A 10145-nucleotide genomic window follows, 5' to 3' on the forward strand; every position below is an offset into this window, starting at 1 on the left:
TGGATTCTTTTTTTCTTTTTATATTACATTACATATTTATATAAAGCATGTGCAACACCGTGTTCTTCATTTGATAAAGTTTCGTATTTACACATTGCTTTTATTTCTTCGACTGCGTTCCCCATTGCAATTGATATGTTTGCTTTTTCCATCATGGATACATCGTTTAGCCCATCACCTATCGCTACAGTATTTTCAACGGGAATATTCAGATGTTCTGCTAAAGTATATAAGCCATTTCCTTTTTGAGCATCTCGATGATTAATTTCTAAGTTATGCCAATATGAAGATGTAATTGCTAAATCAGTATTATGCAGAAACGCTGCTTTTAACTTTTTTAATTTTTCTATGTCATAAGAAAATGGTAAAAGCTTATGCACATGTATATCAGTTTCTACAATTGATTTACAACTTTCTGCACTATGAAATGCTGTATGCTCAAGGTATAAAGCTGCGATCGTTTCTAATTCTTTCAAGTCAAAATTTTCTTTTGAATTCTTCACATACTCGATTTCATTACGTACACTCTCTACTCCATAATCCGGTACATACACACCTTTATCAGTATAGAGCTGATAATATAAGCCATTCTCTTCAAGATATTCTACAATCTCAAGTGCTTGCATATTTTGAATTGGATATCTCTTCATCATTTTTTTATCTTTATATATAAGCGCACCATTTTCCGCAATAATTGGACACTCTAAATTAACTTCTAACAACAATCTTTCAATGTCGACGATAGAACGTCCTGTACAAATTGCTACAACATGACCCGCTTCCTGACATTTTCGAATTGCTTCTGCATTCTCTTTACTAATCGTTTTATTCCCTGAAAGAAGAGTTCCATCTAAATCAATTGCGATTAATTTCATTATTTCTTCACCACTTTCTATAAATACACGAGTTCATTATAAACAAAAGGTATCGTTTTCATACAGATCTCGTGAAGTACTCCTTATTTATAATTTATGAAAAGCGTTTCAGGTCAAGAAATAATTAATAATAAAATCAAAAACTTTTCTTTTTAAAGAAAAGTTTTTGATTTTATACTATGAACTATAACTAATATTTTATACTATGAACTATAACTAATATATTTCGTCTCACACATGTACACATTCTTTTCTTCAGTTGGGACATATATTTTAAACTTTTCTAAACGTTTTCCGTAAATATGAATAGTGACAACGCTTTCATTTTTAGCTATTTCAAGAATATGACAATCAGCTGGTGGAATGACTTTATCTGTTTCTCCTTCTCCCAAATAAAGATTTCCTGTATGTGTTAAATAAACAAGTGAATTTTCAAACTGCTTCGTTTGTATAAAGTTTTGCACCATTATCCTCCCTGTGAAAACGCCTTCTACTCCCCATGTACCATCATGATCATGTAAAGGGGTAGATTGTCCATCTTTCCATACAAGAGCTAATACTTCAAAACGATTAAAAGGATCTTCATATAACAAATGTCGTGCGTATTGAGCCGAATTCGCCTTCTGTTTTTCTAACGGAAGCCATGTTTTCTTTTCTAAAAGTTCTTCTAGTAATTTTTCAATCGCACAAACAATTTGATCTTCTAATAAATTACTATCGATTAAATCCGTTACTGCTTTAATAAATGTTTGAAACGTTTTACTTCCATTACACGTTAACATAAGCGTCCTCCTCCATTCTTTTTCACACACCTCCATACTAAATAACTAACTAAAATTTTACAATTGAGAAATAAAAAAACAAGGTACAGTAAATTTGTACCTTGCTGATCGATTTACCTATTATTCAAAAGAATAGGTAAGTAATTTAACGTTTGTTCATTTTCCAATAGACATTTTTCTAAATTGAACAATGGAGATAACTCTATTTTTTCAAAAGCATTTATGAAAGTTCTTAATGCAATCTCAGCTTCTAAACGTGCAAGTGGTGCTCCTAAGCAAAAGTGAGCACCTTTACCAAATGTTAAATGCTTTTCATTTCCTATTCGGTGTATATTAAATTTAAAGGCTTGCGAAAACTTTTTCTCATCTAAATTTGCTGCACTTACCCACGCAACAATCATTTGATCCTTTTTCATAAAAGGCCCAAATATATTTGTATCCTCTGTAATCCTCCTAGCTAATGTAACGGGAAAGCGATAGCGCAATACTTCCTCAATTGCCTTTGAAATTAATTTAGGTTCTTCTCTTAATTCTTTATATGTTCCAGGTGAATCCACTAAAAAGCAATAAAAGCTATTAATAATTAAATTAGTAGTTGTTTCATTGCCTGCCGCTAATAAACCTAAAGAAAAAGTAACAATTTCTTCATCTGTTAATCTTTCGCCTTCATATTCAGCTCGTATTAAATCCGAAATAATATCATCGGTTAAATGGTATCTCTTTCCCTGAACAATCGGTAGAAGATATGCTTTAAATTCATTTAGTGCTATACCCTTTTCCGCATCCAGATCATTAAACTTTTCTTTACTATACGGCATAAATAAAATATCAGACCATGCTTTAATTTTTTTACTGTCCGTTGTTGGCACTCCTAATAAATCAGATATGACGGTAACAGGTAAAGGTGCAGCAAACTCTTCAACAATATTAACCTCACTATATTTCCCGATATGTTGTACAAGTTCATTTGCGATAGACTGATATGTAAATATAATAAAAAACGAATGATTAATAGAAATATTCTACGCCACTCGTTTTGTATCGGACTTCTTTTTACTGTACTTTTATTTTCTTTATGAGTTATTAGAAAAATAATTGTCTATATAAGTCTTTATTTTTTCAAAATCCTTTTCCATAAATAAGATTGCTGGTACTTCAATTATTGGAAGATTATTTTCATTATCAAAAGGTGGACACGGTTTAGGAACTACCAAATAGTCAACTGAGTTTTTATCCCTAATATAATTAATTGAAACATCATAATACTTAGAAAAATATTCCTTCAAATCATCCTGATTCCTTAAAAATGGTAGAGAAAATATTGAACCATAATTTATACCAGCGTCGACAATTAATACAAAGCATATTTTTTTCATGATACACCCTCCTCGTATAATAAGTTTTAAGTTAATAACTGTTCCTTGAAAATTAAATAGTTTTTATCTTCAAGAGCTACATCAAAAAAATGATGTATGGGTAAAATTTAGTCTTGGATAAGGTAACACTGATAAAAACAGGTTTCCTTTTTCTTTATATTCAATTAAATTATATCATTATTTTACATGAATTTTCAGACTTTGTTTTTTTATTTTATTGGTAAACTTATGCTTAGCATGAATTGGAGGGATATATATGATAGATTATAGAATAATTTCAAGAGAAAACTATTCAAATAAGATTGGAGAGCTTGTAACAATGCTTGAACATACAAGAGATGTTACATTGAGCGAAATCTCCAATTTAAACCAAAGTGATTTAGATTTCTTACCAAACGGTAGTTCAAACACTATTGGTTCTCTCTTATCACATATTGCAGCGATGGAGTTTGTTCATCAAGTTATCTCGTTTGAAAAAAGAGATTTAACTGAAAGTGAATATCTAAAGTGGCGAATTTCTTTAGAACTTGGAGACAAAGCAAGGGAAGGAATAAAAAAGCAATCTTTAGATTATTATTTGAATGAATTATCACAAGTTAGAGAAAATACACTAACATATCTGAAATCAAAACAAGATATCTGGTTATTCGAGGAAAACAAGTGGGATAATGGTGTGCCTTATAATAATTACTACTTGTGGTTTCACGTTATGGAAGACGAAATTAATCATCGTGGACAAATAAGAACAATTAAGCGATTGATGGGAATGAATAAATAAATCTTATTCAACCAAAGGGTGCTTTACTTGAGAAAGTCACTAGAAGAGTCAAATGATAACTATGAACTGCCCCCAATTGCTAGGTTTTGTTTAACAATTGGGGGCAGTTCATTTATAGCGCATAGGTAATCAGCTTTTTGTTAATCATGAGGTAGATATTTTTAACTAAAAAACCAATTATGGAAATATATTACAGATTATGACCCGTTTTTACACGTATCTCGGCTGAACCCCATAATACACTGTATCCCGCTCTTCGGCGCTTCGAAAATATGGGTGCTATAACGAAAAAAATACATAAACAAGTCGGAAAGCCAAACCGAAATATGTACGATATAACTGAAACAGGTGAAGAAATTTTTTCAGAAATGTTAAGAGAGTTTCCTGAAAAAATTGCGACAAATAACGCTGAGTTCCTTGTACGTATCGCTCTATTTGAAAAACTTGATTACGAAGGTAGAAAAGAAATTTTAACAATACGCCAAGACGTACTACATAAACAGCTTACTGCTATTCAATCTTTACGTGTTAGCTCATCTTTTATTACAGAAGTCATTGAATTTAGTAAATCACGTATTGAACACGAATTGCTCTGGATTACATCACTTATGAAGAAAATATAAAAATTAACAAGAAAAGTTAAAAACAATGAATGAAAATGAGATTTATTATCAATACTATAATTAATAAAAGGGCAACCACGATTTGGCTACCCTTCAAAAATTTATACTTCTGGATCGAAAGTTTTGCAATCTGTTTCTTCCGTAGTTGATGCATGTTTCCCTTTATGACTTACTACATAAATTGCATCTGCACTACATTTATTGCCGTTAGCCCAAAATTTACAGTTGTTTACTTCACATAAAACGTCTTGTGCCATAGTATCACACCTCCTTGTTCTATTATCATTAACAAAATTCGGAGGTATGATACTCTTTGTCATGCATTTTTTATTACCTTTTTAGCTTTCTTAATGGTTCAATATTTCCTTGTACAATAGCATCTATATTTTCTGTTATTTTTTCAATGTCAAAATGCCACCATTGAATTTGCAATAACTCTTCTACTATTGTATTTGTAAATCGTTCCTTTATTTTATTTGCAGGGTTTCCGCCAACAATTGTATATGGTGCGATGTCTCTAGTCACAACAGATTTAGCTGCAATGATTGCACCATGCCCTATTTTTATTCCAGGCATAATCGTTGTATCCATACCAATCCATACGTCATTTCCTATAACTGTATCCCCTTTGTAAGGTAAATCAGACAAATTAGGTGTATACTTCTCCCACCCATTTCCAAATATATTAAATGGATATGCCGAAAATCCATCCATCCGATGATTCGCTCCGTTCATAATAAAGGTAACTCCATTTGCAATACAACAAAACTTTCCAATAGTAAGATGATCTCCAAGAAATTCATAATGATGTAATACTCGATCTTCAAATGTTTCTCCATCTTTCGCATCATAATAAGAATAGTCACCAACAAGTATATTAGCTTTCGTTATTGTATTTTTTATAAAATGGACATTTTGATTTCCTTCAATAGGATATTTAACATTTGGATTAGGATTCATGTTGTACAGCACTTCCCTTACCATTTATTTCACTTTCTACCGCTATTACTGGCTTTAAATTGTATATAGGTAAAATAAATAATAATCCAATTATAAATAGTAAAGCTGTGCCCTCATACATCGTACTTAATGAGAACACCTCTTTTAATGAACCGGCTACACTCATTGTTACTACCATTGAACCGGTAAATAGTGGACTTAAAATGCCATTTACACGACCGATAAAATCAGTATCGCTGTTTTGAATAATGAGCGTATTAATACCTATTTGGATACACGGAAGAGCTAACCCACTAAAAAGTTGTGCTGTAAGTGTCACCCATAAATCCGTTGAATAACCTATAATACCAATGCCGATCGCCTGACCGAGCATCCCTACAATTAACATCTTTTGCGGAGCTACGTTTTTCGCAAATACCATCGCTAAAGCTCCGCCAACAATCATACCCGCGCCATTTACTGTTAGTAACCATTGCAAACTCTCTTTTGATAACCCTAACTGCTCAGTCACAATAAATATACCTAATGGCTGAATTAAACCGATACCGAGTCCTGCTGCCATAAAACAAAGCCCTAGCAAAGTTAATGCTTTTTTCTTTTTTACGTATTTAATACCGTCTAGCATTTCTTGTAACAACGTGATTTCTTTTTTCTCATTTTTATTCTCAAGATCTTTCGGAAGAAATAACAACACAGCTGCTGCCAGTAAAAAAGCGATACCTGTTATGATAATTGAAATATAAATTCCAAAACTATGAAAGATAAATGTTCCAAGAATCGGTCCTAACACCATAAAAATCGCAAATATTGTTTGATATATAGACATCGCTAATTGGATTTGTTCCGTTGATAAATGCTGTTTAAACAATTTCATACCTGATGGTTGAGAAAACTGCGAAAGGATTGCAGAAATAAGCGTGACAAAAAACACGATTTTCCATGTTCCAAACATAAGTGTAATTAATACAGCGAATACTGAAATGGAACTTAACGTTTCACACCATATCATTGTCTTCTTTGGCTTCCACCTATCAGCAAAGGTTCCACCTATAAAGGAAAAAATGAAAATTGGAGCAAACTCAGCAACCGAAATCATTGAAATAGCAAAAGCATCACCTTTCGTCATTTCCATTACATATAGTAATACCGCAAAGTTCCGAACCCATATTCCAATTTGTAAAAATAGTGCTGATGCAAGAATTCCTTGCACAAACCGATTTTTTAATACTTGTGATACCCCATTGTTTTGTTTCGTTACTACATTTGTCGACATAAAAAAGCCCCCTATTTCATGTTCTGAACAGGAGGCAGCACAAATCATATAAAAAGACTATATATTCGCAGAGCGAAATACATCCCTTTTCTATAAATGCACAGACTAATCCTATTCAGAAGAATATTTCGTTTTTTAACGAAGATCTCTTACAAATAGAATTAGTTGATCATTGGGATGTTTTCACCCTTCCGTTTCGAATTTAAATAACACATACATACTCTATGTAAATCATTTTCTATGTATGCATGTCTACAATAAATATTCTAGAATGTTAATGGTAATTCCTCTAAAGAACGCATTAAATAATTACCTTGCCATTTAATGTCTTCACGGTTCCCTTTTATTTGTAGTTCAGGCATTCGATTAAATAAAGTAGTAATGGCAATCTTTGCTTCTAACTTAGCAAGTGGAGCACCTAAGCAGAAATGGCTACCATGGCCAAAGGCAATATGACGATTATTCTCCCGAGTAATATCGAATACTTCCGGATTTTCAAATACCGTTTCATCACGGTTTGCAGAGGCTAATGCAATGACAACCATATCTCCTCTTTCGATTGTTCGGTCGTGAATTTGAAAAGGTTCATCTGCCCATCTTGAAGTTGTAACTTCAACTGGAGAATAATATCGTAATCCTTCTTCAATAGCTGCATCAATTACTTTTGGATCTTCTTTTAATAACTGTAATTGATCCGGATTTTCGAGAAGTGCTAATACCGTATTTGTTATTAAATTTACCGTTGTCTCATGTCCCGCCACAATTAGTAACATGATCATTGAATATAGTTCTCGGGCGCTAAGTTTATGCCCTTCATTTTCCGCAAGTATTAATGCACTCACCAAGTCTTCTTTTGGCTCTTTTCGTTTATTATCAACTAAATATTGAAGATATGTAATAAACTCAGATAGTTGCTTTTCAGTTTCTCTTATTTCTTCTGGTGTTTCTGGGTAAGCAATGACAGCATGAGACCAAATTCTAAATTTCGCTTGATCTTCTTTTGGAATGCCGAGCATTTCACTTATTACAATAATCGGTAAAGGAAACGAGTAATCATCAACAAGATTTAATGAACTTTTTCGCTCGACTTCATTTAACAAATCATCTGCAATATCCTGTATTCTTCCTTCCAATTGCGTGATCATCTTTGGTGTAAAAGCTTTTTGTACGAGTGATCGTAAACGATTGTGGTTAGGTGGATCTGAATTTAGCATGTGCGTCGTTAAATAATCACTATTATCAACAGTAAGAAAGACATTCAATGTATCTTGAGAAAATACATTGGCCGGATCTTTTTTTAAGCGATTATCTTTTAATAGTGGCAAAGCATCTTCATATCTTGTAATAAGCCACTCTGCACCTAATTCAGTTTTATTTACAAATAAGATCGGTTGCATTTTTCGAGATTCTTTATAAATTTCATATGCATCTTCTTTAAACTGAGCTGAAGCTAAATTAATTCCATCCTCTATTCTTAGCCCAACTTTGTTTTTCATTGACATCGTATTCCCTCACTCTCATTTGTTTTTGAAAACCAACCAACATATGCATTATACTCTAATAAAAACGTGAAAATTGTAAATTTTTAATCAAAACCTTACTTCATATATTGAAAAATAAAAAAGTGAGGGAGTAAAATCTTTCTACTCTCTCACTTTTCTTTATGCGAAGCACATGAAATTACTAATTTGTTGATAGCGGTAGCTTACTTTACGACGACGACCACCTTGCCAAGTGTAACCTGAAACCCCATTTCTCCTCACTTCAGTCGGAAAGAACCATAAGTCTCTTCCGAAAGGTCCAGGACGATGCAAACGTAAATAGCCCCATCTACCTAGACAGTTACACATCCATGATTTCATATTCCCTGCTTGTGCTGGAGAAGCAAATGTAGACGGTAACGCCGGCGCTTGAGACGGTGGTGGTGACGTTGGAGCATCTTCCGCATCATCTGGTCTATAATCTTCTTGTTCCATATCTCTCACTTCATTTACAGATTCATACCCGTAGTTTTGTGGATTATAATACACCCCTTGATCATATGGATAATTTGGTTGGTTATACATATTAACAAATCACCTTCTTTTCATTCAGTACCTTTAACATTCATATGTGATCTGCCCTCTAAAGGAAGCTTATGTTATAGCCCAACTTCAATTTAAAAACCTCGTATTTTTAATAATACGAGGCTTTTAAACATAAAATGTATTTATTATTTCCTTAACTTCACACTATAAAAGCGCATTTCTTCTAGTGAACCTACAAATTCAAATACTTCTTTTTTAATTAATTGTTTCAAGCGATATTCTAAAAAAGTATCTCCAACCAATTGTTCCACAAGACCAAGTGCTTCACCAATCACTATAGGAGCTTTAGTAAACCCTTTATCAGCACCTACTCTTTTCGCACATTCAATTATAAATTGATCAAAATAATCTTCTTGTACAGAATGCACTTCATTGTCTGTCCAAACTCTTAAAAATTCCGTACTTTTCGATAGACTATCCCACTCATGTTCAAACTGCATACGTTTCTCCACAGTTAAATAAGGCAATTCTACAAAACTTTTTTGAATTAGAGCTAAACTTTCAGGCGCTAACTCTCCAGTTCCACGAATATCATACTCTAGTTTTAATATTTCTTTACTTGCTTCTGACGTATTCATAACTCGAATGTTTTTCTTATCTTTTAATTGTGCCAATACAAAACATAGACCTACTTGTTCGTGTGCGTTATTTGCTTTCCAAATCGTAATAGGAGTTTCAATAGGAATAGAATGTAGTTCTTCCATAGTTTCAATAAATCTTGTTAAATACTCTTCTTCAAAATAACTATCATAAGCGGTTAAGTTATTTACTAACCATGTTTGTCTTGCTAGTTGCCCCTTATTCGTATGTAACTTATTTATCGGTCCGATTGAAAAGAATTCAGAAAAAGCGACAACTCTCTCTTCCAATCTTTCTTCTTGGCTAAGCATATATTTTAAACACCCAGCAGTTGAATCATCAAACGCAATATGTACGTGCGTACTTTCTTTTACATTTTTTTTATAAGTTGTATTACTCGTTAGTTGCCTAGGAATATCCATCAAATTTTTAATTGAATCTTCACTATAATTTTTTTCTAATAAATTTAACTGGATCAGAATACTTTGAAGTAAATGTTTTGCTTCATCTTCGTACATGTCCTCTACAACATTTTTGATTTTATCTATCACACAAATCCCTCTATTCATTTCAAAAATAACGTAGATAATAGTGTACCATTTAAGTATCACTCTTTAAAAGTTTTTTTAGTCAAATCATTTCTTACACAGATTAACGCAGCTATCTAAGTTTTTAATAAAATCTTTCTCTATCTCTCCCTCATGCTATAGACCTAAAATATTTTTTATTTCCCCGTTATCAATCACACAAAATCACAATAGTTGCTAAATAAATTTTAAATACTTTGTAAATCTTTTTATTTAAATGTATAA

Annotated in this window: 11 protein-coding genes and 1 pseudogene; 2 read left to right on the forward strand and 10 right to left on the reverse strand. The window is 32.5% G+C overall.

The features are described 5' to 3' along the window. Window positions 1–23: 23 nt before the first annotated feature. The 4 genes and pseudogenes from DN394_RS27675 to DN394_RS27690 all read right to left on the reverse strand — a co-directional run bounded on the left by DN394_RS27675 (window position 24) and on the right by DN394_RS27690 (window position 3033). Window positions 24–875, reverse strand: a complete 852-nt coding sequence (locus DN394_RS27675) for a Cof-type HAD-IIB family hydrolase (protein ID WP_098149968.1) — start codon at window positions 873–875, stop codon at window positions 24–26. 203 nt (window positions 876–1078) lie between these two features. Next, window positions 1079–1657, reverse strand: a complete 579-nt coding sequence (locus tag DN394_RS27680; RefSeq protein WP_046959537.1) for a cysteine dioxygenase family protein — start codon at window positions 1655–1657, stop codon at window positions 1079–1081. A gap of 113 nt (window positions 1658–1770) precedes the next feature. Further along, window positions 1771–2637: pseudogene (locus DN394_RS27685) on the reverse strand (cytochrome P450); the annotation flags it as partial. A gap of 93 nt (window positions 2638–2730) precedes the next feature. Continuing rightward, window positions 2731–3033: a hypothetical protein gene (locus DN394_RS27690; protein ID WP_000717614.1), complete on the reverse strand. Its 303-nt coding sequence runs from the start codon at window positions 3031–3033 to the stop codon at window positions 2731–2733. A gap of 256 nt (window positions 3034–3289) precedes the next feature. Between DN394_RS27690 and DN394_RS27695 the strand changes: the two genes are divergently transcribed. Beyond that, window positions 3290–3811 carry a DinB family protein gene (locus DN394_RS27695; RefSeq protein ID WP_000568384.1) on the forward strand — a complete coding sequence of 174 codons (522 nt, stop codon included), beginning with the start codon at window positions 3290–3292 and terminating at the stop codon, window positions 3809–3811. A gap of 218 nt (window positions 3812–4029) precedes the next feature. Beyond that, window positions 4030–4434: a PadR family transcriptional regulator gene (locus tag DN394_RS27700; RefSeq protein ID WP_046959534.1), complete on the forward strand. Its 405-nt coding sequence runs from the start codon at window positions 4030–4032 to the stop codon at window positions 4432–4434. A gap of 101 nt (window positions 4435–4535) precedes the next feature. Here the strand turns inward: DN394_RS27700 and DN394_RS27705 are convergent, their stop codons facing one another. From DN394_RS27705 to DN394_RS27735, 6 genes are all read right to left on the reverse strand, one after another. After that, complete coding sequence (locus DN394_RS27705; RefSeq protein WP_000046089.1) at window positions 4536–4691, reverse strand: DUF1540 domain-containing protein; 156 nt, start codon at window positions 4689–4691, stop codon at window positions 4536–4538. Between the two features lie 73 nt (window positions 4692–4764). Next, a complete protein-coding gene (locus tag DN394_RS27710) occupies window positions 4765–5394 on the reverse strand; it encodes a Vat family streptogramin A O-acetyltransferase (RefSeq protein WP_098149967.1) in 630 nt (209 codons plus the stop codon). Beyond that, window positions 5384–6667: an MFS transporter gene (locus DN394_RS27715; protein ID WP_098149966.1), complete on the reverse strand. Its 1284-nt coding sequence runs from the start codon at window positions 6665–6667 to the stop codon at window positions 5384–5386. The genes DN394_RS27710 and DN394_RS27715 overlap by 11 nt, the downstream gene beginning before the upstream one ends. A 266-nt stretch (window positions 6668–6933) precedes the next feature. Next, window positions 6934–8169, reverse strand: coding sequence for a cytochrome P450 (gene cypA / locus DN394_RS27725; protein WP_098149965.1), 1236 nt, complete (start codon window positions 8167–8169; stop codon window positions 6934–6936). A gap of 159 nt (window positions 8170–8328) precedes the next feature. Continuing rightward, complete coding sequence (locus DN394_RS27730; protein ID WP_098149964.1) at window positions 8329–8733, reverse strand: hypothetical protein; 405 nt, start codon at window positions 8731–8733, stop codon at window positions 8329–8331. 146 nt (window positions 8734–8879) lie between these two features. Further along, window positions 8880–9902, reverse strand: coding sequence for a DUF1835 domain-containing protein (locus DN394_RS27735; protein WP_141545457.1), 1023 nt, complete (start codon window positions 9900–9902; stop codon window positions 8880–8882). Window positions 9903–10145: the final 243 nt, after the last annotated feature.

Origin of the sequence: Bacillus sp. BB081 (assembly GCF_008368895.1) — a bacterium.
Taxonomy (GTDB): domain Bacteria; phylum Bacillota; class Bacilli; order Bacillales; family Bacillaceae_G; genus Bacillus_A; species Bacillus_A wiedmannii.